Below are 24,930 nucleotides of genomic sequence, written 5' to 3' on the forward strand. Positions count from 1 at the left end.
TACTTTAAATTTTAAATTGAGCCAATAACGTTGTTAAACGGGCTGCGAGTTGGGCAAGTTCATCGCCAGCGCGTGCAGTTTGTACCGCACTATCTGTCGCATTGGTTGCAATATCATTGATGTTATTGACATTTTTATTAATTTCTGCCGAAACGGCGCATTGCTCATTTGCGGCGCTGGCAATTTGAATGTTCATTTGGCTAATAGTTGAAACGGCATGGGTAATGGCTTCGAGTGCTTCACCCGCTTGGTGGACTTGGGATACGCAGCTTTGGGTGGTACGGGTGCTGGTTTCCATCGCATTAACCGTGGATTTAGCTTTATGTTGAAGCACTTCGATCATCTGCTGAATTTCTGTGGTAGATGCTTGGGTGCGGCTAGCAAGGGTGCGCACTTCATCGGCAACGACCGCAAATCCTCGACCTTGTTCACCCGCCCTTGCGGCCTCAATTGCCGCATTGAGTGCGAGTAAGTTAGTCTGGTCGGCAATATTACGGATAACCACAAGCACAGAATCAATTTCAGCGGTATTACGCTCTAATTCATTGATTGCGCTCGCTGCTGTGGCTATCTCCTCGGCTAGAATTGCTATCGTTGATACCACTTTTTGTACGACCAATTTGCCTTGTTCGGTTGAGTCATTGGCGTGATTGGCGGCATCGGCCGCATCGGTGGCGTTATGGGCAACTTCTTGTACCGTTGCGGCCATTTCATTCATTGCGGTAGCAACTTGCTCGGTTTCGAGGTGTTGGCGATCCGCCATTTGCTGGGTTTCTCGCGTAATGCTCGACATTTCCTCTGCGGAGGTGGCGAGCAGGCTGGTAGAGTCGGCAACTTGGGAAACTGTGCTGTGAATTTTTTCAACAAAGCGGTTGAATGCCATGGATAATTCTGCGATCTCATCCTTACCATTTACCGCGATTCGGCGGGTTAAGTCACCTTCACCTTCGGCGATATCATTCATGGCTTGGGTGGTTTCTGCGATAGGACGCGTAATACCCTTGGCAATAAACCAAGCAATGGCGGTTCCAATGACCAGAGCTACTAAACCGATAAGGATCAACTTAAGGCGAATATCCGCTATCGCTTGTTCTGAATGGGTTCTATCCATCGCAATATCGAGTACGCCAAACACGTTTCCTGAGTAATCTTTTATGGCGTGGCGATACAGGGCGTAGGTTTTGTTATTTAAGGAAATAGTGCGTATGACTTCATGGCCTTGCATGACGTTATTGAGTTCATCTGTCGCTTGGGTATCAGGCGTGAATGTAGCGCCAAATAACTTATATCCAGAATCATCTGGCAAGATGAGGGCGATTTCCGCTTGATAGGCTTGTTTAAAATTATCAAAAAAAGGTTGACCAAAGGACATGCCAAATTCCACCGAACCTGTGTGTTGTCCGTTGTAACTCATTGGTACTAAGCCGCGAATACCCAATCCTTCCACTCCATATTCCAAGCCATAGAGGGGGCGTTTTTGGCTATTTGTCTCAACGATGGTTTTACGTATGCTGGTGAGATCATCGCCAAATTTTTCAGGGCGATGTAAACGCAGGAAAGATGTGGCAGGTGGCCTATGAAATTGGAATTGCTGAACGGCAAAATCACGCTTTAGTTGGGTAAAGATAGGCAAGGTGCGTGTGGTGAGTTCATCACGATCACCTATTGCAAAGGTGCTTTGCACTTCAGGTGTGAGTGAGATGATGGTTGCCATTGCTTCGGCTAATTTGCCCGAAGAGGCGATTTCGGCCACTGCGGTTTCATAGAGCTTATGGAGTTCTCTTTGTTCGGATTCAGCAACTTGGCGACTGAATTCGGAGAGCACGAGCGGCATGATAAAGCTCATAGCTGTTAACAGTAATAGACAGATCCCGATAACGATCCTCGTACTAATTTTTAGATTTATCAAAGCAGCCTCCAGTTCATGTGCGCATCTATCTAAATTATCTGTTTAATATTATAGAGATACAACATGACAATATTTGAGAGGGAACGAACCTTTTTAGGTTATTTTTCCTTCTTTACGTTGGTTTCGTGGTCTTGAACACAGATCTTTTTTATCCTCAATTATTTACTTAGCCTGCTAACTAAGTATAATGCTTAGCAGGCTAAGTAAACTGGTAAGCATGATGCAAACAGAATTAGAGCGTTTAAAGGAATTATCCCTCGCGGAACATTTAGGCCGTCTACATCGGTTGTGGCGCACTGTCGCCGATGTTGAATTGGCACCTTTAGGATTAACTCATCCACGCTGGACTGCCCTATGGAAACTGCTGCGTTTAGGCGACAACCTGAGTCAAAAAGTATTGGCCGATGCGCTAGAGATTGAATTGGCTTCGCTTATGCGCACTTTAGGACAATTAGAGGAGCAGGGCTTAGTCGAGCGTCATTGCTGCGACAAAGATAAGCGGGCAAGGATTGTGAGTCTGACGCCTGCGGGATTAGAGGTTTTAAAGCAAATGGAAGCGCGGATTATTCAAGTTCGCCGTGAGTTACTCGATGGGATCAGTGCCACTGAACTCAGTGAATTTGAACGCATTATTAGCCTGATCAGTGACAACGCCAGCGCCAAATTAGCCAAGGTAACAGACACCATTTTGTGAGAAAAAAGATGACACCAGATCAACAATTTGCCCGTTTAGTAAAATTTGCCATGTTTGGCTTTGTGATGATTTTTGGCTATTTCATGCTTGCCGATACAGTGATGCCATTGACACCTCAAGCCATGGCTACCCGTGTGGTGACTAAAGTGACACCACAGATCAGCGGTAAAATTCAGACGATAGCGGTGACGAACAATCAAGCCGTCACTAAAGGTGATTTATTGTTTCAAGTCGATCCCGCGCCCTATGAGCTCGCAGTATCACAAGCTAAATTGGCACTAGAACAAGCTCGCCAGGACAATGCCGAATTAGATGCTTCACTTATCGCAGCTAAAGCGGATGTGCATGCGAGTAAAGCAACTGCATTACAAAAACGCAGCGAAGCTAAACGTCTGGATGCCCTATATGCCACCCACGGTGTATCGCAGCAACAGCGCGATCAGGCCGATAGTGATGCTGACGCCGCGGAAGCTAATTTACTCGCCGCCAATGCGCGCTTAGATAAACTTAAAGTGAGCCGTGGTGCTTATGGTGAGGCAAATCTTAAAGTTCGCCAAGCACTTAATAGCCTTGAACAGGCAGAACTGAATCTATCTTACACGCAGATTCGAGCCGATCAGGATGGTGTCGTCACTAACTTGCAACTTGAGGTCGGCAGTTTTGCCACTGTTGGTCAGCCACTGTTGGCCTTGGTCTCGGATAAAGTGGATATTATTGCCGATTTTCGCGAGAAAAGTCTGCGTGGTGTTAATGCCTCTTCAACTGCTTTGATTGCGTTTGATGGCGAACCCGGTCGTTTATATCGCGCTCAAGTCAGCAGCGTCGATGCGGGCGTGAGCGCAGGGCAATTCGATGCCAATGGGCGTTTAGCCGCGCCGCAGGAGTCTGACCGCTGGGTGCGTGATGCTCAAAGGCTCAGATTGCACTTAATTTTGGATGGCGATGGAATGAAAGACCTACCCTCAGGTGCGCGCGCTACGGTGCAGTTACTTCCGGATAATAGCCTGTTTGGTTTACTCGCTAAAGTGCAAATTAAAGTGATAAGCCTGTTGCACTATATTTACTAGCCATTTACTAGCCTATCTACTCGCGCTTCTCGCTGTTGAGGTCTCAGTGATTCGTGGTTGATTTGTATTTACCGCGAGTCGTAAAAGAGTTCACAACATAAGCATGAACGCAGCATAAGTCAGCTAAACATCCTCATTTAATGTATCGATAGAACAAGGCGACGAGCATGTTACTACGCCATAGCCCATTGACGGCCAACGATTTACGCCAGTGTTTACGGATTGCGACTGGCGCGACCTTAGGTTTTACCCTGTGTAAAATTTTTGGTTGGAGTAACGGGGTATTTTTCACTGTGACACCTATGCTACTCCTCGGATTAGTGCCCGTAATGAATGGTCATGCGATGCGCCAATTATTGGCCTCATCTGCCATAGCTGGGTTAGAGGTTGGGTTGCTCGGTGGTTTCTTTGGTAGCCATCCCGGCATGATGACTCCTATCGTTTTCCTATTATTTTTATACCGTTTTGCAGCCATGTCCCGCGGCAGTTTGTTTCTCTTTGGTGCTAACGGTGTGCTGAGTCTCAGTATCATGCTGCACTTTGCTAGTTATCCTGGCGTTGATTTAAACGATTTAATTTTCAGTAACTTTTGGGCAACAGCCCTTTCAGTTGTTATTGCCTACGCTATGACGGCACTCTGGCCCGATGTTGAACCAAGAGCGGCTTACAAGCCTGGGCCTAAGGCGCCGCATCGAATGCGCCACGAAGCTTTGCTTGGTGCGACTATAGCGACGGTATCGTTTCTGGTGTTCCAAATATTTGATCTGCGGGATTCGATGTCGGCTCAAGCAACCACTCTTTTACTGCTGTTTCCTATGCATTGGAATGGCGCACTCGACTATGCCCGTAAGCGCGCCATCGGTACTTTGTTGGGGGTGTCGTTTGGGATACTCGTGCAGTTACTGCTTTATGATTGGTCTGGGTTATTGGTGTTAGTTGTTCCTTTATTGTGGATTGGACTGATGATTTTTAGCCAAGCTCATGTGCGCGAGGCGAGTGGCTCTGGTGTCGGTTTTGGGGCTATGACTACCTTAGGGATTTTGTTTGGCCAGTATCTGACCCCAGGTAACGATTTAATCTTCAGTGCCTTATACCGAGTGAGCAGTATTTTAATCGCTATCGTTGGCACGCTACTTTTATGTTACCTGATACATAAGTTATTGAATCGTTTCGAATCGACGCGATTTGGTTATTGATTGTAATTAGATATATTAGATTTTTTTTATGCTTGTCGTTTTTAGGTTTGCGGAGTAAGGTAACAAGCATTATGTGTGAGCAAACCCACATAAATAACCTTATCCCTATGCTTTAGAGCTTACCTCTCTTTCAGGATAGAAAATGAATATTAGAACATTCGTCATAGGTCTAACCCTATGCAGCGGTTATGCAGCCGCCTCTGATGTGCCTTCTGGCAAACAATCGATGGACATTATCCCACCCGCAGCGCAACTCTGTGTGTCTTGCCATGGGGCAAAGGGTGAGGGAATTGAACCACTCGGCCCTCGATTAGCGGGATTATCTAAAGAATATATCTCGACACAATTGCAGCATTTCCAAACGGGCGTTCGCCAAAATGCGACCATGATGCCTATGGCAATGACGCTCCAAGGTGACGGTATTGAGCAAGTGTCGAGCTATTTTTCAGCAAAGCCTGTCAATGACGTCAAGCCCGTTATCCGCGGTGAACAAGTTGTTTTTAATGACGACACCGCCCGTTTAGCCTATCAAGGTGATTGGTCCCGTGGTTTACCCGCCTGCGTGACCTGCCATGGTCCTTCTGCATTAGGTGGCGGCTTATTTCCTCGCTTAGCAGGTCAACAGGCGAGTTATATCAAAACGCAATTATTGGCATGGCAGTCGGGAACACGTAAAGGTGATGCCGATGGCATGATGGGGAGCGTCGCGAATAAGCTCACCGTCGCCGAGATTGATGCGTTAGCCAACTACTTTGCGAATTTAAAATAAGGAGCCGGCCATGAAATATTCCGCAATGTTATTACTGGCCGCGATGGGGTCGTTAACTGTGCAGGCACAAGCTAAAACTGAGCCAGTACAAGAACGGCCAGATAAGCAAGCTCCGCTGCCTTCTTTCCCTAAGGTAGCGGATCAAACCTATCTTACCCCTAGACCTTTGAGTGCGATTCCCGAAGGCGCCTTTGGTGACAAAGTGCGTTTAGGTTATCAACTGTTTGTGAATACCCAACAGTTGCGTGATAAGTATGTAGGTAATGAGCTTAACTGCACCAATTGCCATATGGATGCAGGCCGTAAAGCCAATGCATCCCCCCTCTGGGGCGCGTATTTTGCTTATCCGGCGTATCGTAAAAAAGATGATAAAGTCAGTAGCTTTGAAGAACGCATTCAAGGTTGTTTTAACTATTCGATGAATGGTAAAGCCCCAGCATCAGGTAGCCCTGAGTTAGTGGCGCTTTCTGCTTACGCTTATTGGTTAGGTATGGGCGGCTTGATGGATGAGGCTAATATCAGTGGTCCTGTTCCTGAGATCAGTGATGCTGAGTTAGTCAAAGGTGCTAAGCGGGATGACTTCCCATTACCAGAGGCATTAGCTAAGACGATGACAGTTGAACAGCGTGCTAACTTGCCGGGCCGAGCTTATCCTGAGATCCCAAAACCCGAACAAGCCTATTCACCTGAACGAGGTAAAGCCGTGTATGTCGCCCATTGCCAAGCGTGCCATGGCACCGATGGGCAAGGTCAAGCCATTGCTGGCGTGTATGCACTGCCGCCGCTGTGGGGACCTCAAAGTTATAACTGGGGAGCGGGAATGCACAGGGTCAATACTGCCGCATTTTTCATTTATGAAAATATGCCCTTTGGTAAGAGTATGCAGTTGACGAACCAACAGGCTTGGGATGTTGCCGCTTACATCAACTCCCACGAGCGTCCGCAGGACCCACGTAACAAGGGTGATGTGAAGCAAGCGCAGGAGAAATACCATAATGACAGCGACTACTATGGTGTCACAGTCGATGGCAAAGTGTTAGGCGCTGAGGCCTATCCTATTTTTCCTAAGAAGTCGTAGTTGAGCCGCTGAGATTAAGTGCTCGTGATGAAGTAAAGTGAGTTAATGGATTAGACAAAAAAGCCAGTAAGCATTTAGCTTTGCTGGCTTTTTTATTGGTCAAACATGTGTTGGTCAATTCTACTGAGCGCTCTGTGATTTCAGGGTATTAATACTTAGTGGTTTAGCCCGCTAGTATCGGCTTGTCATGGTATTCGCTCACCGACACGCAGCCAGTCCATCCGTGGATGCTCGACCGCCCCGTCCATGGGGCGGACGGTCGTCTCGCAAATCACCATGACTCACCTTTCGAGCATTAGTGTTATCTGTTGATCTAAAGTACACAGAGAATTTAGCCATGGGTGGCTTATTAAACTATCTTGAGTGTGCAAAACATATCGGGGGAGTCGAACCCTCTCTACGTTTTCTAATAAGCTGATTTACAATGGTTTTTGGTCAAAGGGAACAAAGTATTGTTACACCTTACTGTATTTCTTTAGTAAGAGGAAATCTCGGAGCGTTCCAACCTCAAGCACTGTTTAGACATACAGGTATAATGTGAAATTTATAAACTGGCTTCAAAGCGAGCCTAAAAAAGTATCGGTTTTTGCTTGGGTGTTTATGCAATCAACTGAAATTATTACTCTTTCACTTTGCCTAATACTATTTACCGCGCCAAAATGCTTCTCGGTAAATAAGGTCTCGATTTTTCAGGATGAAAAATGTTGATAGGCCACTGATGCTGATGTTAACTTATTGGCGTCATTAAATTATTTACTCGTTTATTCCCATGTCTAGCTCTATTCGGGTTGGGTTTTATAAGAAGAGTGGGTAATACACTGTTATATTTTACTTGGAGCTCAGTGATTGCTTTCGATAAATGTGGAGTTAGAAGCAAGATCAGCTCGTGACTGTTTCAGGGTTGCAACAACTAGTCTAGAGCTTGCCAAACGCTCCGGAGAAGAATGGGAAATCGAGCATCATTCTATTACAGGTATTACGTTTACAGCATTTGCTCTTGAGGCTATGTTCAATCATTACGGGATAATATTCTTTAAAGACTGGAATGAGCAGAAAGAGTGTAGAAAGGACTCTCATAGACGGCTTTTTAGGGCTGTTAATCTTCCGAACTATCTGGGGAGTAAAGAATACCAAGTTGCCAAAAAATGCTTTGAATTAAGAGATTTTCTGGCTCACGGAAAAACACAACGCGAAATCATAGTTGTTAAACTACCAACGGACTCCGATAGTCACTCTATTTTTAATCATATGATAGCTCTCGACTCTAAGCCGTTTAGAGAAGCAAGCAACAAGTTACTACAATTATTTATCGAGACAACACGTAAAATTGAAATGGACATTGAAAACAATGGTTTTTATCCTAATCAGGATCACATTGAAGAAAAATTCCGAGAAAAGCTTTGTGAGTGTCCTCTAAGTGTTTCCGGTGTACGAAGTTGGTAAAATATAATCGGGTAGCCGGAGGTATCTAGCCTCCAGCCCCCACACCACCCTGCATGCGGCTCCGCACAGGGCGGTTCATTTAGAACGCCTAACCTGTTTTCTGGTTCGGATAGTGAACCGCGATCCATCCATCTCTCAGTGAATACAATCCTGCTTTCTTAAGATACTCATTACTCAGCGCTTGCTGTATTCCTGGTGTTTTCGAGCTCCGCCATGGGCCTTTACTTGTGATCCCACAAGCAACGGCAGCTTGGATCCTGACGCCACGTTTAAGTAAGTTTTGTACCTTAGTCCGCGGTTTTCGCCACTGACGCCAGTAGCACATACGCACTCGACGACGGATCCAATGGTCTAAATCGACACACCCTTGATAAGCGTTGGCTATGCCAAAGTAGTTGATCCAGCCTTGCATGTATTGCCGTACTTTAAACAATTGATATCCCATGCTAACGCCCCAATTTCGGTTCGTCAGGCGTTTCATCTTTTGTTTAAAAATGTGTAATGTTTTAGCATGCCACTGGATCTTCCCGCGGTTAAAGGTAAAACCGAGGAACTTGCTTTGACCTACCTCTACCACTTGGCTTTTCTGTTCATTAACAACCAGTTTTAGCTTAGTGGCAAGGTAGCGAGTAATACTCTTGAGTACCCGCTCTCCCGCTCGAATAGATTTTACCAAAATGATAAAGTCGTCCGCGTAGCGGGCGAATTTGTGCCCTCGGCTTTCCAGCTCTTTATCAAGACTGTCCAACATAATGTTAGAGAGTAATGGCGAGAGTGGGCCGCCTTGAGGCACGCCTTCGAAGCTTGCTTCAAATTGGTCGTTGACCATCACACCAGCTCGCAGGTATTTACCAATAAGCGCCAGCAGACGCTTATCCTGTACCTTGATCCTCAATTGAGTCATCAACAGGTCGTGATTTACTCGATCAAAGAACTTGGACAGATCAACATCGACGGCAAATTTGCGCTTCTGTTTGATGATATCTCTGACTTGCAAGACCGCTTGTTTGGCATTCCTATTCGGTCTAAAGCCGAAGCTATTAGCCGAGAAGAAAGGGTCAAACAACGGCGTGAGAATTTGAGCAATAGCTTGCTGTATCACACGATCAATGACGTTAGGGATACCCAGTTTGCGTTTACCTCCATCGGGTTTGTCGATCTCTACGCGTCTGACTGCTGAAGGGTTATATTCACCTCGTTCCAGTAGAGATTTACACCGTTGCCAACCGCCTTGTTGCATCCAAAGCGGGAAGGCTTCGATAGTCATGCCATCGATGCCAGCCGCGCCTTTATTGGCTTTAACTTGACGCCAAGCTCGGTGTAGATTTTCAGGTTCGAGTAGTTGTTGGAATAAATCGCTGTTGAAGGCCGGTTGCATATCAATACGCTGCCGATAGTAATCGTCTGGCGACGTAGTGGGTATCGACAAGTTTGACAAGACTCCTCCTTCTTCTAAATGTTCAGGCCTTCACCATATCCCAACCATTACGATGGGCGTTGGGCTACTATGCCGTCTGCTGACTTCTGCTTAATCACATACCGAGTTACCCCGTCATGCGCTATCGGTTTTCATCTGGTTCGCTCTTTTCAGTCGATGAGATTGAAAAGCCAAGGCACTTAATAGACCAGAGCCTTACTGGTTATTGACCGATCGCGTGTTAAGCAGATCTCCCCAGATAAGAACATGAACTTTCTTTGCACTGCTGCATCATTTACGGTGGCCATTAGATCACGTGGTTTCGTCGTCTTGTGCCAACTCACCTCTAGCCTACGCCTCATATGATGTTCTTGTTCATCAGCTCGCAAATTTGCTAGCGGCTTCCTTCAGACCAATCCTCGCGGATAAGCCCTTGCCATTCGCTAGTAGTTAACGTTTAATAACAGCATGTTATTGAACGGTGACCTTCCTACAGAGGACTTTCACCTCATTAGTTCATGCCCATGCTGGGCGTACACAATGCCAGCCACGGCGACGTCTTTTTCGCTGCGGCTTCGCCTTCGCTACAAAGCCGCTCGTGCTGGCGGCGTTATATGGCACGAGGATAGGCATGACCACAGTTGCATATTTAAATGGGGTTTTGGCCTCAGATAGCCTGTACCATGATGGAAATGGGGTTGATATTTCAGTATCCAGGAGTAATGCCTCAGAGCTAAGCCCCCCTAAAATTGTAAAATACGAGCTTGGTGCTTTTACGCTTTTGTGTGGTTGCGCTGGTGTAAGCAATCTTATGGCTGCTACTCAAGATTTTTTTGTAAAAAATTACGGGCAATTGTCACACGCTTCTTATAGAAAATTAGTGCTGGATCTTCCCCACTATTTGGATCAATACGTTACAGATTCACAGAGAGAGTGTGACAAACTCCTACTAGAGGTTATCTTGGTTACGTGTTTAGAAACGCATGTATTACGCTATAATATCCAGGAAAAGCAATTTTACTTGCCCGATGATCAATTTCCCTCTATAGGTTCTGGCAGCGATGCTGTTAAGGAAATATATAACTTATCTCCTTTGGCTCCATGCGTTGAAATTGTTTCACGAGCTGCCAAGCAAGATTGCTGCAGCGGTGGTGAGATTGTGGCAGTTTCATTAAACGATGTATCGATTAGTAATTGTCGTTCGGGCTTAATTGTGAACAGCCAGCAACGGCCTATCTTTCTTGAGAGTTTGAACACTCTAATGGGCATTTGAGGTGCCATATAACAAGCGCTGGTACGGCGACGGCCTTTTCGTTGCGGCTGCGCCTACACTACAAGGCCGCGCGTGCTGCGGGCGTTAAAGAATTCCTCTAAATAAATATTTTATCTATTCAACCTTCGGATTAACAATAAATCGCAATCAGCATGTATGCATCTATGAACACACTTGCTATAACGCAGGAATGCAGCTCACAGAGCCAAATGAATACACCCAAATATCATTTGAACTAGGTACGACTTAATGAATACAACCAATTGCAAGATCGGACAGGCACAGATCTTTGGGGATTAATCGTTGGCACTGTGGCGACAGAAGTTCACCATCCCCTGCGAAGTTGCCGTGGGGCGCTGGAATAAATTGCGTGAGTCCGGACATGGATGTCCGGCTAGCTTTCGCAGGTGCAGGGACGCATCCTTCGGAAGCGATAGCAATTTATCCATAAGACCAAGGTCAGTCTCTAATGCATGTAACTTCGCTAGGGGCGGCAAGGGAGATCCAAGAGGGAATTGCTGTTGATCCCCTCTTGGTCGGGTGTGGGTTGAAGACCCACGACTTTGATTTATCTCGGCCGTAAGGCCGCAATCAATATAGCATTGTGCTAAACAGCACCAATATTAGCCTGAGGGGTGAAGCCCCACGACTTTTTAACTAAAGCATTCAAACGAAGTTTGGAAAGTTTTAAAATCTCACTTTGGTGCAAATCAACTAAGCCTGAGTTGCAAAAAACCATTATGATCCCCGCGCTATAACGACTTATCTTGCTATAAGGATTACCGTGTCTCAGCGATTGGAAGAACCTAAGTTAGAAACTGCGCAAATTTGCCCCTTGTGCCAAGGCGCGAATCAATGTGCTGTAATTTTAGGTAAGGGCATTAAGGACTGTTGGTGCGCTCTGCAAACATTTCCACCTTTGGCCGCCTTGCAAGCGCAAGCATCAGGTTCGCTGCAAGGGGCATTAAGCCCTATTTTACCGCCTAGCGATGCGTGTATTTGCCAAGCTTGTTTAAGCCAACTCAAGCTGGGTTTAAGTCAGGATCAGCTTAAAGCGCAGGATGAAAAAAGCCCATCGAGTGTGAGGGATGGGCTAGGTTATGAGGCGAAGTAACGGCTATTTCTTGATTACAGGCTATTCATAGGTAGTGGGTTACTTATCTATGGTGTAATCCAGTTGCACGCTAGTTTGTGCTTCAACCGCTTTACCATTTTCAAACTTTGGTGCGTAACGCCATTTATCTAGGGCTTTAATGCTCTCTTTTTCAAATAAAATGCCACCATTAGAGGCTAAAATTTCAGGATTTTTCACGAAACCATGTTCATCTACGGTAAATTTAAGCTGAACCCAGCCACTTTTCCGTTGTTGGGCATAGGATAATGGATATTTAGGGTTAATACGGAAAATAGGTTGTTGTTCCTGTGCGTCGGCCCATGGGCGCATTTTGCCGATAGCAATACAGTGAGCGGTGGACTCCTCACGCTTTCCTTGGCGCTCATAGAGTTCGACTAAATAAGCGTGGGCACTTAAGGCATAGGGATGGCTAAAGTTAAGGGCTTCAAACTGCTTAACGACTTCTAAAAGCAATGGAATCGCTTTGTCATCATGCTTTTCTGCATACTCAACGGCACCCACCACATAGGTTGCCTTGACTCTATCTAATGCATTTTCGGGAAGAATTTCTTTATAAATATCATAGGCATCGAAGGCATAGTTTCTTATGCTTTTGGTGTATAGCTCAGTATTGGATAAGCGATTGAAGGCAGCCATTTTTACATCGGCTATGAGTTTTTTATTATCCGATTTTTCTGCGATATCAATTGCTGCTTGCAGGTAATCTTTTGCAACCTTAGCTTTGCTCTCGGTTGTAGCAGATCCTAGCAAGGGATCGATAAGCTCAAGGGCTTCTTTTCCGTAATGGGCTTTATAGCTCGCCAGTGCGAGTTGATATAGCTCATTAGCCTTGGCAGTTTGAGGTAGGTTTTTTTCTGCAAATGGGTAGGGTACGACTTGCTTTTCTATCGCGCTGGCCCAGTTTATGGCGAGATTTGCTAGGTCGATACTGTCCTTGGCATATTGAGCTTCGCCGAGTTGATAAGCGGTTTTAGCACTCGCTTCAATATTCGCGGCATCGCCCTTTTCAACGGCGGCTTGATAGTCACTATAGGCTTTGGCAAAGCTATTTTCTGAGGCATGCACGCTAAGAGAAGTGCCTAAAGTGAGGGTAAGAAGACAGGCGATTGGCAGCATTTTTCCGTGTGACATTCTATATATCCTTATTATTAATGAAGTTGGATGATACATAGATGTGGATTATGGGACAAGTCAGTTTGGTTTTTGTTAATTTGCGGTAGAGGTGTTGAGCACTTAGATTGAAAATAGGCGAGCCCAGTTGTCACTGGGTCGCTTACTTTATTTGTTGTTATGACTAAATGACTACCGGATTATTTGGCAATAAAAGTCACGGCGAACTGCCCAAGCGCGCCGTATTCAAATTTGCAGACCTGTGCCAATGGCAGATCGAGCACGCCAGCGTAGGAGCCTGTGATCACATATTGCCCTTGCGTTAAGCCAATGCCTTGGGCGGATAAAAAGTTAACTAACCAGTAGAGTCCCGCCTTAGGGAAACCGTTAGGATGAATGGCGGATTTTTGCAGTGTGTCGCCATCCTGAATATCAACGCGGAGTTCAAAACGGCTCGTTTCTAAACCTTCTTGCGGATTAAGTACTGGCCCTAACCACAGCCCTTGATTGACTAAGCCATCGGCGAGGGCATCAAAATGTGTCGCTTCACTGGGTGTGTGGTAGCGGCTTTTGATCAATTCCAAGGCTAAGCGTATATAGCCTAAGGCCGCATCAATTTCAGCCTCAGTGTAAGGCGTGGCTCTTGGCGGTAAATCGCGAGCAATCTCGAAGGCGAGTTCAGGTTCGACTCGGGCAAGCCCTTTAGTCGATGGATAGAGTGGGCAAGTGGTCGATTGTTGGTACACATCAACTTGATAAATAGGCGCCACCACGGTTTTTTCCGCTGTGGGTAAGAGGCATTTCCACGCCGCGATAGGATTGTTATCGCTTGCCTTATATATTTCTGCCACGGTTTGTTGAATAGCGAAGGCCTGTTCGAAGCTGGTTGGCCTTAGTTCTGGGATCAGTAAATCGCCGCTCGTGCCTGCGGTGCGGCGCTCGGCTAATTCTTTGGCTGCGGTATTAATATGCGTTTTAACTTGTTCGAGTGTGACGGTAGATAACATTAACTTTCCTATTTAAAGCGTAGCTTAAAAAGAAGTGGCCTAGGGAGTGTGTGGCAGAAGCCATTTTTATGGGCCAAATATACTCGGTTATTGGCAACGCGGGAAATGCCAATGTTGGCTTTCGGGGTAAATCTGCTGTCGTTGATTCAAACGTAGGGCCAATATTTCAGCCATCGTAAGATGCTGATACTTGCCTCACATAAGTGTCAGCTAAAGTATCCAAGCTAACGCGAATGTTTCCATGATGATCCGCTAGATATTGTGTTAGCTCAGTGCCAGAATGGCTGTCCATTTTGCGGTTTCTACTGGACTCCTTCGTGAATCTTAGCCATAACGCCCCTCAGGCAAATAATCATGCTCAACTCGGGCTCCTATTCATCTCAGTTGCGGTTTTATTTTGGGGTATTTTACCCATAGCATTGAAACTGTCGGGCGCGTTTATCGATCCCATTACTTTGACTTGGTTTCGTTTTTTAGTTGCATGGCTAGTGAGCTTAGTTATCCAGTGGAGTGCGGGCAGTTTAAAACAATTTGCGGGACTGACGGGAACGGCCTGGTTAAGGTTGGTACTTGCTGGCATCTTTTTGATGCTTAACTACGTTTCATTTGTGTATTCCCTCGATTTTCTTGCACCGGGTGCCGCCCAGCTTAACTTCCAAACCTCACCCTTTTTCCTCGCCTTTGGTGGTGTGTTGTTTTTTAAGGAACGGCTTAATGCGGTGCAGCTCAGCTGTTTTGCGACTTTAGCATTAGGTATGTTGATGTTTTTCCATCCGTATTTAGATTTTTCTGCATCGGATAATCATCAGGTTTGGCTTGGGGTGATGATTATTCAGTTCTCTGCCTTATCGTGGACGACCTATGCGTTATTACAAAAATCCTTATTGAACCGTTTATCGCCCGCGAACGTACTATTAGTGCTCTATGGTTTAGGCATTGTGGTTATGGCACCCTTTAGTGACTTTAGTCAGTTCGCCAACATGGACAGTTTCGATTGGCAGGTTGCCCTGTTTTGCGCTGCCAATACACTGATCGCTTATGGTTGTTTTGGTCAGTCGATAAAATATTGGCCGACGGCACAGGTGAGCGCTATGTTGGCCCTAACGCCAGTATTTAGCTTTAGTGCCACGGCGTTAGTGGTGAGCCTTGGCTGGTGGCCAGAAGTATTCCGCGCTGATGAATTAGATGGTTTATCTCTGCTGGGGATTGGCGTGATTATTGTGTCTGTGATGGTGGTGCAATTGCTGCCTATGTACCGTAATCGTCAGGCGAAGCGTTTACAGGCTGCCTAACGCATACATTTTATTTATGGGAAAGGCCAGTGATCACTAGACTCAGCGAATTAAAACTTCAGGATATCCGTGGCGTGATCTTCGATCTCGACGGTACGCTTGCGCATTCTAATCCCGACTTTGCTGGGCTGCGGCGTGAATTGGGGATTCATTCTGGCACGGATATCTTGGCCCATGTTGAGAGTCTCAGTACTGATGAAGCACGGGCTAAGGCGTTAGACATTGTCCATGAGTACGAAAGACAAAGTTCACTCAAGGCCAGTTGGATTGATGGCGCGAGGGAGCTTATCGAATGCCTACGGGCCAAGTCACTGCCCTTGGCTATTTTGACTCGCAATATGCCAGAAGCGGCGCAAATCACTATCGATAAACTCGGCATCGATATTGCACTGGTATTAACGCGCTATGATGCCGAGCCTAAACCTCACCCGCAGGGTATCCACTTGATTTGCGAGCAATGGCAGTTGAGTCCGGCGGATATCTTGTATGTAGGCGATTATCTGTTTGATCTGCAAACTGCGCGTAATGCAGGTAGCCGCTGCGCCCTCTATTGTCCTGAAACCATTCCCGATTATGCCAAGGGCGCCGATATGCTCGTTACTTGCTACCATAGCTTTATCCAAGCATGGACAGTTGGCGACTAGGCATTGTTTTGGGCCGTGACTGCATCTTGCTTATCTTGTTTCAGTCCCAAGCGCACACTATCTAGTAAGGCAATTAGCCAGCAGAGGATAAAGCCATACATTAACTTGTCTGCACCATCCCGAATGGTTGCGGTGGTTTGCTTGGTCACTTCGGCCGCAATCACGCCTATATCCAACGGCAAAACGCCAGTTTGAATATCCAGCGAGATAAGCTGTGCGACTTGCATGACTTGTTGCAGCATCAGGCCGAGACTCAGTATTGCCAGTACAAAAAACACTAGGCCAGTGCGTTTATGCTTAAGATAGAAATGGCCGCTGCCGGGGGCGACGAAGGCGGATAATAGTCCAGCGGTAAGGGCTTTTTTCATTGGAGTCGATTACTTATGCCATTAAACTCTTTGGAGATTAGACACTAAGCTTTATCTTTGCTAAAGGCAAACTAAGACAAAATCAAGCCAACAAAAAAGGAGCCTAGGCTCCTTTTTTAGTCTCTAGCTTAAGCTAGATTAGTCTTCACGTGGTTTACGTGGCTTACGCTCACCGGCAGGTTTGTCTGCACGTGGTTTGCGATCAGCAAATGGTTTGTCACCCGTAGACGCAGCGCGAGGCTTACGATCACCCGCTGGGCGGTCACCCGTTGGACGATCGCCACGTGGTTTACGGTCACCAGCAGGACGGTCTGAACGAGCACTGCGGCCTGAATCAACAAATACTTGATCGCCAGCTTCGCGGATGTTCAATGGCTTGCCACAAACACGTACTTTACGTAGATGCTGTAACACGTCTTTTGGCATGCCGTCTGGCAGGTCAACAGTGGTCACTGCATCGTAAAGTTGGATTGCGCCAATGTAACGGCTGTCGATGTTAGCTTCGTTCGCGATAGCGCCAACGATGTTACCCACACCTACACCATTCTCACGACCTACGTCGATCACGTAACGGCACATTTTTAAATCTGGGTTGTCTTTCAACGCTTCAGCTGAGCCTAAGCTGGCTGGCATTGGACGCGGTTCGCGACTTCTGCGTTCACCACGCTCACCACCACGGTCATTACGATCACTTCCGCGGTCGCTACGTTCAGTGCGCTCATTACGTTCATCACGAACACGTTCTTGAATTGCTGGCAATTGCAGAGGACGTTCTTGTTGAACTTGCTGTAACAAGGCTGCGGCTAGCAGATCGGTATCGACTTCTAACTGTTGGCATAATTGAGCAACAGCTTCTTTCATAAAATCTAAATCGCCGTTGATGGTTTCAGCCAATTGCTCACCTAAGCGAGACAGACGACGTTCTGCAACTGTCTCTGGACTTGGGATTTTCATTGGTGAAATACGACTGTTAGTTGAACGCTCGATAGTGCGCAGCATGCGCATTTCACGGCTTGTCACAAACAGGATTGCCATACCAGTACGGCCAGCACGGCCTGTACGGCCAATACGGTGCACATAAGCTTCGGCATCATACGGAATATCGTAGTTCACAACGTGACCAATACGCTCAACGTCAAGACCACGGGCCGCAACGTCAGTCGCGATCAGAATGTCTAACTTGCCACGTTTCAGTTGGTCAACTGCACGCTCACGGGCTTGCTGGTTCATGTCACCGTGTAGTGGTGATGAAGCATAACCGCGGGCTTCTAACTTTTCAGCTAACTCAACACATGAGTTACGAGTACGCACGAATATGATCACACCTTCAGTGTTTTCAACTTCTAATACACGTACTAAAGCTTCAAGTTTGTTGTGTTGTGACACTTGCACAAAACGCTGTTCGATTGATTCAACCGTTGTTTGGCTTGATTCGATACGAACATGCACAGGGCTGCGTAAATGTTGGTTAGCAACACGCTTAATTTGCTCTGGCATAGTGGCAGAGAATAACGCCAATTGGCGCTCGCTTGGCGTGTGCTCAAGGATCCATTCGATATCGTCGATGAAGCCCATTTTTAACATTTCATCGGCTTCATCAAGCACGAGTGCTTTTAATGAATCAAGTTTCAAGGTACCGCGACGCATATGGTCCATAACACGACCTGGCGTACCCACGATAACCTGTGGACCACGTTTCAGGGCATTCAACTGTTGTTGCATGCTTTGACCGCCGTAAATTGGCAGAACGTGGAAATTCTTCATAAATTTGGCATAGCTACTAAATGCTTCAGCAACCTGAACCGCTAATTCACGCGTTGGCGCTAATACTAAAATTTGCGGTGTAGTTTGGCTGGTGACTTTGTTAAGTAGCGGCAGCGCGAAGGCGCCAGTTTTACCTGTACCTGTTTGCGCTTGACCTAAAATATCTTTGCCAGCCATAAGTGGATCAATACTGGCTGATTGGATTGGCGTGGGTTTTTCATAACCTAGCTCGTCAAGAGCACGCAACAAATTCTCGGACAGGCCGAGTTCACGGAAAGTTCTTTCATCGGATGACATTGGGTTGTAGCCTTGTGGATGCGCGCGAAATGGCGCTAAATAGTTTCACAGACAGAAAATCAACCCCGTGTCGATTTCCCGCGAACGACGGATTATAGCAGCATAGCAGCCACTTTACCAATCAGAGTCACACTATTTAACCTGTTTTCTGCATTTTTTTCGCTAAAACTGAGCAAGAAACGCGCCACTTCCCATTAATTCTTTAAATATTCAACATTTAATTGAAGTAATTCAAATGCAGACTCAGTTAAAGAAGCGCAGTCCTTAAACGACTGCGCTTCTAAATATAATTGCGGTTGGTTTTTACGCCTTGGCTTTTTTAGCCTTTGCCAGTTCAACATCCCGTTTTAACAGTGGCTTTAAGAAGCGTGCCGTATGGGAGGTTGGATGTTCGGCGACGTCTTCTGGCGTGCCTGTGGCTAAGATCATGCCGCCACCACCGCCGCCTTCTGGGCCTAAGTCGATAATCCAGTCTGCGGTTTTGATTACATCCAGATTATGCTCAATCACCACAATGGTATTGCCGTGGGATTTAAGGCGATGCAGTACATCGAGCAGTAGTTGGATATCGGCAAAGTGTAAGCCTGTGGTCGGTTCGTCCAAGATATACAAGGTTTTACCTGTGTCACGTTTGGACAGCTCCTTGGCGAGTTTCACCCTTTGGGCTTCACCGCCCGAAAGCGTGGTCGCGCTCTGGCCGAGGCGCACATAGGACAAACCCACATCCATCAAGGTTTGCAGTTTACGGGCAATGGCAGGTACGGCATCGAAGAACTGACGCGCATCTTCCACTGTCATCTGCAGTACTTCGTGAATATTCTTGCCTTTATAGCGTACTTCTAAGGTTTCGCGGTTATAGCGCTTACCTTTACAGGAATCGCAGGGTACATACACATCGGGTAGGAAGTGCATTTCGACCTTGATCAAGTCGTCGCCTTGGCAAGCCTCACAGCGTCCACCTTTTACGTTAAAGGAGAAACGGCCGACTTGATAACCCCGAGTACGTGACTCTTGGGTGCCGGCAAAAATCTCGCGGATCGGGGTGAAGATGCCCGTATAAGTGGCAGGATTCGAGCGCGGTGTACGGCCAATCGGACTTTGGTCGATATCGACCACTTTGTCGCACAGTTCCATCCCTTCGATACGATCATAGGGTGATGGCTCATCCACAGTCGCTCCGTTGAGCATCCTATGGGCGATTTTGAAGAAGGTATCGTTGATTAAGGTCGACTTACCTGATCCAGACACACCTGTCACACAAGTGAACAATCCCACAGGAATGGTTAAATCGACATTGCGCAGGTTGTTACCGCGAGCGCCAAATAATTGGATGACTTGGTTTTTGTCAAACGGAATGCGCGGCGTATCGATATGAATGCTGCGCTTACCGGAAATATATTGGCCGGTGACCGATTCTTCACAGGCGATGATCTTCTCTATCGGACCGTCGCAAATAACTTCGCCGCCGTGCACTCCTGCGCCTGGACCGATATCGATCACATGATCCGCCATACGGATCGCATCTTCGTCATGCTCAACCACAATCACAGTGTTACCCAAATCCCGCAGATGGATCAGGGTTTGCAACAGGCGTTCGTTATCCCTTTGATGCAGACCAATTGAGGGTTCGTCGAGCACATACATCACGCCGACGAGCCCTGCACCGATTTGGCTGGCGAGTCGAATACGCTGGGCTTCACCGCCGGAAAGGGTTTCAGCCGAACGTGACAGGCTCAAATAATTGAGACCTACGTTGACAAGAAAGCCTAAGCGATCGCGAATTTCCTTCAAAATTTTCTCAGCGATCTGCGCCTTCTGACCGCTAAATTCGACTTTCTCGAAGTAGTCCAAGGCTTCACCAATTGACCAAGTGGTGAGTTTGGGTAGGTTGAGATCGCCAATAAACACATGACGGGCCTCTTCACGTAGACGCGAGCCACCACAGCTTTGACAGGCTTGAGTATTGATAAACTTGGCTAATTCATCACGTACCGAGTTACTTTCGGTTTCGCGATAGCGCCTGTCCATATTGTTTAGAATGCCTTCGAAGGGGTGATTACGCACCACTACATCGCCACGGTCATTAATGTATTTAAAGGCAATGCTTTCTTTGCCTGAACCATAGAGTACGATTTTGCGGACTTTTTCACTCAGTTGTTCGAAGGGGGCTTCCACATCAAACTTATAATGCTCGGCAAGTGAACTGAGCATTTGGAAATAATAGAAGTTGCGTCTATCCCAGCCACGAATCGCACCGCCTGCCAGTGAAAGCTCGGTATTAGTGATCACGCGCTCTGGGTCGAAAAATTGCTGCACGCCTAAACCGTCACAGGTTGGGCACGCCCCCGCAGGATTATTAAAGGAGAAAATCCGTGGCTCTAATTCTGCCATCGAATAACCGCAATGCGGGCAGGCAAAGTTAGCGGAAAAGATGAGCTCGTCACTCTTGGTCTTACCGTCACCTTCATTCATGCTGGCAACGATGGCAATGCCGCCGGAGAGTTCTAGCGCAGTTTCAAAGGACTCAGCTAGGCGTTGCTGGATATCGTCGCGTACTTTAAAACGGTCAACGACCACTTCAATGGTGTGTTTTACGTGTAAATCCAGTGTTGGTGGATCGGTTAAATCGCATACTTCACCGTCGATACGGGCACGGATATATCCCTGAGCGGCTAAGCCTTCCAGCAGTTTAACGTGTTCACCCTTACGGGCGTTGACCACAGGGGCTAATAGCATTAAGCGGCTATCTTGGGGCATTTCCAATACTTTATCGACCATCTGACTGACGGTTTGCGCTGCCAAAGGTTGATTATGCGTTGGACAGCGTGGCTCGCCTACACGAGCAAATAGTAGACGTAGGTAATCGTAAATCTCGGTAATGGTCCCCACCGTAGAGCGCGGGTTATGGGATGTCGATTTTTGCTCGATAGAGATGGCTGGGCTTAAACCTTCAATATGGTCTACATCGGGTTTTTCCATCAAACTTAAGAACTGACGAGCGTAGGCTGATAGGGACTCAACGTAACGTCGTTGGCCTTCGGCATATAAAGTATCAAATGCAAGGGAGGATTTGCCGGACCCAGATAAACCTGTGATGACAATCAGTTTATCCCTTGGGATAGTCAGGTTGATATTTTTGAGATTGTGGGTGCGGGCGCCGCGTATTTCAATCTTATCCATCTATCACTCAAGTCATATGCGTTTAAAAAAATGAGCATAAGTATCGCACAGTTCTGCCGCTGAGTTTAGTTGATTCTGTGATCTAAACCTATTCCATACCTTGTCGCTTTTAAGCCTTTATAGAGGAGTGTTGTACTTCCTTTGGGATATAAGTCTATGAGGATTAACTAAGATTAATGCGATATGTTATATGGCCTTCATTATATTTGTGACCGCTTGGTTAGCATGTTGTAATGGTGGCGTAATGGCATTATTGACCTATGAAGGTGTAATGCTCGTTTTTCAAGGACAAATAGGGCGTGCAAACACTGTGGACTAGGCCACGATTTCCTTTTGAGCAAACCCTTTTGGGTGTGATAACATGCGCCCCCTAAAAGACTTCATATTAGGGCATAATCATGGGTAACAACGGGCTTTCAGGTACTGAGAAAAAAGTCGCGTTTTCTTTAGCCAGTGTATTTGGTTTACGCATGATGGGCTTATTTATGATCATGCCCGTCTTTGCGCTTTATGGTCAGCACCTCGAAGGTTTTTCGCCTCTGTGGGTGGGTATTGCTATCGGCGCCTATGGTCTAACTCAAGCCGTGCTGCAAATCCCTATGGGGATTTTATCTGACAAGTATGGTCGCAAGCCGATTATTCTTGGTGGCTTAGTGTTGTTTGCTGTCGGTAGTGTTATCGCAGCTAATGCAGATACAATTTATGGCGTTGTTTTTGGCCGAGCAGTGCAGGGGATGGGCGCGATTGCAGCCGCAGTACTGGCGCTTGCAGCAGATTTAACCCGTGATGAACAACGTACAAAGGTGATGGCGATCATCGGCATGTGCATCGGGCTATCCTTTGCCCTGTCTTTGCTAATGGGGCCGATAGTCGCGCAGCATCTTGGGTTGACAGGATTATTTTGGTTAACGGCTGTATTGGCGATTGTGGGTATGTTGTTGATCCAATTTTTAGTGCCTAATCCCATCACTCAGGCGCCGAAAGGTGACACGTTAGCCACTCCCGCTAAGCTCAAACGTATGTTCCTTGAGCCGCAATTATTTAGGCTTAACGCTGGGATTTTTATCCTGCATTTAGTGCTTACCGCTGTATTTGTGGCCTTACCGCTAGATCTGGTTGATGCGGGGCTGGTTAAAGAAAAACATTGGATGCTGTATTTTCCCGCTTTCGTGGGCGCATTTATTTTAATGGTGCCGTTAATCATCATTGGGGTTAAGCGTAAGAATACTAAAGCCATGTTCCAAATTGCGCTGGTGATCATGATATGTTCATTGGCTGGTATGGCAATATTTGCCAGTAATCTATGGGCTTTGAGTGCGGCGGTATTATTGTTTTTTACTGGTTTTAACTATCTCGAGGCATCATTACCGAGCTTAATTGCTAAATTCTGTCCCGTAGGGGAGAAAGGTTCTGCCATGGGGGTATATTCCACAAGCCAATTCTTAGGGGCATTTTGTGGTGGTATGCTCGGTGGCGGTGCTTTTCAGCTCGTGGGCGCCGTCGGGGTCTTTATTGTTGCTGTGATCTTAATGTCTATATGGTTATTCCTGACATTAGGTATGCAAAATCCTGTACTGTTAAAGAGTTACACCTTAGAAGCCGAAGTAAAAGATAAGGCGCAAGCGCGCGATATGGCAACCCAGTTATCGCAATTAATGGGTGTTGTTGAAGCCATAGTTGTACTGGACGAGAAGGTGGCTTATCTCAAGGTAGACGAGCATTTCGATTTAAGAGAAGCCCGAGCTGTGTTAGGCTCTGCTCAATAATATGTGTGATAGCCAAAGTATTTTGGGACCTAGATTTCCCCTTATGGCAACACTGATAAACAACATACTGAATTAATAGATTATTTAAAGAATCGCAGGAGATTTCAATGGCCAGTCGTGGTGTTAACAAGGTAATTTTGGTTGGCAATTTGGGACAAGATCCAGAAGTGCGTTATATGCCAAACGGTAATGCAGTCGCAAACATTACAGTAGCGACTAGCGAATCGTGGAAAGACCAACAGGGTCAACAGCAAGAGCGCACCGAATGGCACCGTGTGGTTCTGTTCGGCAAATTAGCTGAAATTACAGGTGAATATTTACGTAAAGGTTCACAGGTTTATCTTGAAGGTAAACTGCAAACCCGTAAGTGGAAAGACCAAAGCGGTCAAGATCGCTACAGCACTGAAGTGGTTATCGATCAAAGCGGTAGCATGCAAATGCTAGGTAGCCGTGGTCAAGGTGTTCAAGCACAAGGTGCGCCAATGGGCGGCGGTATGCCACAAAATGCAGGCTATCAGTCAGCACCTCAGCAAGCCGCTCCTGCACAAAATCAGTATGCGCCAGCGCCTCAAGCAGCACCTGCTTACCAAGCGCCAGTTCAGCAACAATATGCTCCGCCAGCACCTGCTCAGCAACAAGGTTATGGTCAGCCACAGGCTCAACAACCACAACAAGGTGGTTATGCGCCTAAGCCACAAGCCGCTCCTGCGCCAGCTTATCAAGCGCCAGCAGCACCAGCACAGCGTCCAGCACCACAGCCACAACAGAATTTTACGCCAGATTTGGATGATGGCTGGGATGACGATATTCCGTTCTAGAGCGGTACTGATTGAAGCGATAAGAATAAATGCTTTTAATCGCTAATATTAAAACTAACCCAGCTAATAGCTGGGTTATTCTTTAATTGCCTTTTAAAATTAATCTATTGGTATTTTAATGCTGTTAATGATCGATAATTACGACTCTTTTACCTTTAACTTAGTGCAGTATTTTCAGCAACTAGGGCAAAAGATTGTGGTAAAACGTAATGATGAAATTAGCTTAGATGAGATTGAAGCCCTTGCACCCTCTCATCTGGTGATCTCCCCTGGCCCATGCTCTCCAAATGAAGCGGGAATTTCCCTCGCGGCGATTAAGCATTTTTCGACACACTTACCTATTTTAGGTGTGTGTTTAGGCCATCAAGCTATGGCTCAGGTTTTTGGGGCGAATGTCGTTCGTGCCGAGCGAGTGATGCATGGCAAAGTAAGTGAAATTGAGCACAGTGGTGAGCGATTATTTACAAGGCTAAATCACCCTTTGACGGTAACAAGATATCATTCATTACTTGTGGACGCCGTGCCAGAGGGGTTTGTGCTCGACGCTTGGTTTGATGATCCTATCTATGGACGTGAGATTATGGCAATGAGTCATCAACATTTACCGCTTTATGGGGTGCAATTCCACCCGGAATCAATTTTAACTGAGCAAGGGCTTGATCTTTTAGCAAACTTTTTATCTTTATCCCCAAGTTAAAGTCGT

The 24,930-nt window shown here is 46.6% G+C and carries 20 protein-coding genes; 13 read left to right on the top strand and 7 right to left on the bottom strand.

Going from position 1 to position 24,930, the window contains the following annotated elements; translation table 11 throughout:
* Positions 1–4: 4 nt before the first annotated feature.
* Positions 5–1,906 carry a methyl-accepting chemotaxis protein gene (locus MZ182_RS02770; RefSeq protein WP_248114744.1) on the bottom strand — a complete coding sequence of 634 codons (1,902 nt, stop codon included), beginning with the start codon at positions 1,904–1,906 and terminating at the stop codon, positions 5–7.
* 223 nt (positions 1,907–2,129) lie between these two features.
* On the opposite strand from MZ182_RS02770, the gene slyA reads away from it, so the two are divergent.
* From slyA to MZ182_RS02800, 6 genes are all read left to right on the top strand, one after another.
* On the top strand, positions 2,130–2,603 hold the full coding sequence (slyA, locus tag MZ182_RS02775; RefSeq protein WP_041420520.1) for a transcriptional regulator SlyA: 474 nt from the start codon (positions 2,130–2,132) through the stop codon (positions 2,601–2,603).
* An 8-nt stretch (positions 2,604–2,611) separates the two neighbouring features.
* Positions 2,612–3,670: an HlyD family secretion protein gene (locus tag MZ182_RS02780; protein WP_248067772.1), complete on the top strand. Its 1,059-nt coding sequence runs from the start codon at positions 2,612–2,614 to the stop codon at positions 3,668–3,670.
* Between the two features lie 167 nt (positions 3,671–3,837).
* The gene (locus tag MZ182_RS02785; RefSeq protein ID WP_248067775.1) at positions 3,838–4,866 is read left to right on the top strand and encodes a DUF2955 domain-containing protein; all 1,029 of its coding nucleotides are present in this window, start codon (positions 3,838–3,840) and stop codon (positions 4,864–4,866) included.
* Positions 4,867–5,008: 142 nt separating this feature from the next.
* Entirely contained in the window at positions 5,009–5,635 is a 627-nt protein-coding gene (locus MZ182_RS02790) for a c-type cytochrome (protein ID WP_248067777.1), read from the top strand.
* A 10-nt stretch (positions 5,636–5,645) separates the two neighbouring features.
* Entirely contained in the window at positions 5,646–6,713 is a 1,068-nt protein-coding gene (locus MZ182_RS02795) for a c-type cytochrome (RefSeq protein ID WP_248067780.1), read from the top strand.
* An 861-nt stretch (positions 6,714–7,574) separates the two neighbouring features.
* Positions 7,575–8,156 carry a hypothetical protein gene (locus tag MZ182_RS02800; protein WP_181811399.1) on the top strand — a complete coding sequence of 194 codons (582 nt, stop codon included), beginning with the start codon at positions 7,575–7,577 and terminating at the stop codon, positions 8,154–8,156.
* 88 nt (positions 8,157–8,244) lie between these two features.
* On the opposite strand, the gene ltrA is transcribed toward MZ182_RS02800, so the two are convergent.
* Positions 8,245–9,594, bottom strand: a complete 1,350-nt coding sequence (gene ltrA / locus MZ182_RS02805) for a group II intron reverse transcriptase/maturase (RefSeq protein WP_014609903.1) — start codon at positions 9,592–9,594, stop codon at positions 8,245–8,247.
* A 610-nt stretch (positions 9,595–10,204) separates the two neighbouring features.
* Between ltrA and MZ182_RS02810 the strand changes: the two genes are divergently transcribed.
* Positions 10,205–10,846 carry a hypothetical protein gene (locus tag MZ182_RS02810; protein ID WP_248067783.1) on the top strand — a complete coding sequence of 214 codons (642 nt, stop codon included), beginning with the start codon at positions 10,205–10,207 and terminating at the stop codon, positions 10,844–10,846.
* A 784-nt stretch (positions 10,847–11,630) separates the two neighbouring features.
* A complete protein-coding gene (locus tag MZ182_RS02815; protein WP_248067789.1) occupies positions 11,631–11,960 on the top strand; it encodes a cysteine-rich CWC family protein in 330 nt (109 codons plus the stop codon).
* 39 nt (positions 11,961–11,999) lie between these two features.
* Here MZ182_RS02815 and MZ182_RS02820 read toward each other — a convergent pair whose 3' ends face one another.
* Both MZ182_RS02820 and MZ182_RS02825 read right to left on the bottom strand, forming a co-directional pair.
* Complete coding sequence (locus MZ182_RS02820; RefSeq protein WP_248067792.1) at positions 12,000–13,112, bottom strand: energy transducer TonB; 1,113 nt, start codon at positions 13,110–13,112, stop codon at positions 12,000–12,002.
* 179 nt (positions 13,113–13,291) lie between these two features.
* Positions 13,292–14,098 carry a hydratase gene (locus tag MZ182_RS02825; RefSeq protein WP_248067795.1) on the bottom strand — a complete coding sequence of 269 codons (807 nt, stop codon included), beginning with the start codon at positions 14,096–14,098 and terminating at the stop codon, positions 13,292–13,294.
* Between the two features lie 317 nt (positions 14,099–14,415).
* Here MZ182_RS02825 and MZ182_RS02830 point away from each other — a divergent pair, with 317 nt between their 5' ends.
* Both MZ182_RS02830 and MZ182_RS02835 read left to right on the top strand, forming a co-directional pair.
* Entirely contained in the window at positions 14,416–15,390 is a 975-nt protein-coding gene (locus MZ182_RS02830; RefSeq protein ID WP_014609812.1) for a DMT family transporter, read from the top strand.
* 29 nt (positions 15,391–15,419) lie between these two features.
* Positions 15,420–16,034 (top strand): HAD family hydrolase, encoded by a 615-nt coding sequence (locus tag MZ182_RS02835; protein WP_248067798.1) that lies wholly within the window; start codon positions 15,420–15,422, stop codon positions 16,032–16,034.
* Here the strand turns inward: MZ182_RS02835 and MZ182_RS02840 are convergent.
* The 3 genes from MZ182_RS02840 to uvrA form a co-directional block, all read right to left on the bottom strand.
* Positions 16,031–16,402 (bottom strand): DUF6677 family protein, encoded by a 372-nt coding sequence (locus MZ182_RS02840; RefSeq protein ID WP_011790781.1) that lies wholly within the window; start codon positions 16,400–16,402, stop codon positions 16,031–16,033. The two genes, MZ182_RS02835 and MZ182_RS02840, sit on opposite strands and share 4 nt — an antisense overlap.
* A 138-nt stretch (positions 16,403–16,540) precedes the next feature.
* Positions 16,541–18,463: a DEAD/DEAH box helicase gene (locus MZ182_RS02845; protein WP_248067800.1), complete on the bottom strand. Its 1,923-nt coding sequence runs from the start codon at positions 18,461–18,463 to the stop codon at positions 16,541–16,543.
* A 303-nt stretch (positions 18,464–18,766) separates the two neighbouring features.
* Entirely contained in the window at positions 18,767–21,643 is a 2,877-nt protein-coding gene (uvrA, locus tag MZ182_RS02850; protein WP_248067802.1) for an excinuclease ABC subunit UvrA, read from the bottom strand.
* 398 nt (positions 21,644–22,041) lie between these two features.
* On the opposite strand from uvrA, the gene MZ182_RS02855 reads away from it, so the two are divergent.
* From MZ182_RS02855 to MZ182_RS02865, 3 genes are all read left to right on the top strand, one after another.
* Positions 22,042–23,409 (top strand): MFS transporter, encoded by a 1,368-nt coding sequence (locus tag MZ182_RS02855; RefSeq protein WP_011790778.1) that lies wholly within the window; start codon positions 22,042–22,044, stop codon positions 23,407–23,409.
* A gap of 107 nt (positions 23,410–23,516) precedes the next feature.
* Positions 23,517–24,227 carry a single-stranded DNA-binding protein gene (ssb, locus tag MZ182_RS02860; protein ID WP_248067804.1) on the top strand — a complete coding sequence of 237 codons (711 nt, stop codon included), beginning with the start codon at positions 23,517–23,519 and terminating at the stop codon, positions 24,225–24,227.
* A 118-nt stretch (positions 24,228–24,345) separates the two neighbouring features.
* A complete protein-coding gene (locus MZ182_RS02865) occupies positions 24,346–24,924 on the top strand; it encodes an anthranilate synthase component II (RefSeq protein WP_248067806.1) in 579 nt (192 codons plus the stop codon).
* The last annotated feature ends 6 nt before the right edge of the window (positions 24,925–24,930 follow it).

It is taken from the genome of Shewanella sp. JNE2 (assembly GCF_023159115.1).
GTDB classification, from domain to species: Bacteria; Pseudomonadota; Gammaproteobacteria; order Enterobacterales; family Shewanellaceae; genus Shewanella; species Shewanella putrefaciens.